Origin of the sequence: Stenotrophomonas sp. RS-48 (assembly GCF_030053245.1) — a bacterium.
Taxonomy (GTDB): Bacteria; Pseudomonadota; Gammaproteobacteria; order Xanthomonadales; family Xanthomonadaceae; genus Stenotrophomonas; species Stenotrophomonas maltophilia_P.
The window spans coordinates 1,659-1,957 of sequence record NZ_JASGBV010000162.1 but is presented as its reverse complement, the minus strand read 5'-3'; the positions used below and the strand labels follow the sequence as shown (position 1 = coordinate 1,957).

1 pseudogene is annotated in these 299 nt (G+C 56.2%); it reads right to left on the bottom strand.

The features are described 5' to 3' along the window. Positions 1 to 37: 37 nt before the first annotated feature. A pseudogene (locus tag QMZ25_RS19195) lies at positions 38 to 226 on the bottom strand (hypothetical protein); the annotation flags it as partial. Positions 227 to 299: the final 73 nt, after the last annotated feature.

The window sequence follows — 299 nt, the reverse complement described above, 5'->3', positions numbered from 1 at the left end:
ATACCCGGTCTCTTGATTGGCTTCTGGATCATCCAGCGAACCTGGCGATCTCGGTGATCAGTTCTGCATCGCGGACTGTCCAACCTACAGGCGGTGCGCACCATAGTGCCTGCGATAGCCCAAAGCATGTGCCCGCTTGGCGACAGGCGGTTTTGACCAAGGCGCTTGCGTCGGTCTGCTTAGGCGTTGCAATGGACTGCGCCTCGGTAAAGTCAGATGTGCGCATAGAGTCTCCCTCGTTGAGAAAGGATGTCAGGATGATTTGCCTGCTTGATGCCTGTCAGGTCAGTAGCCTGCTT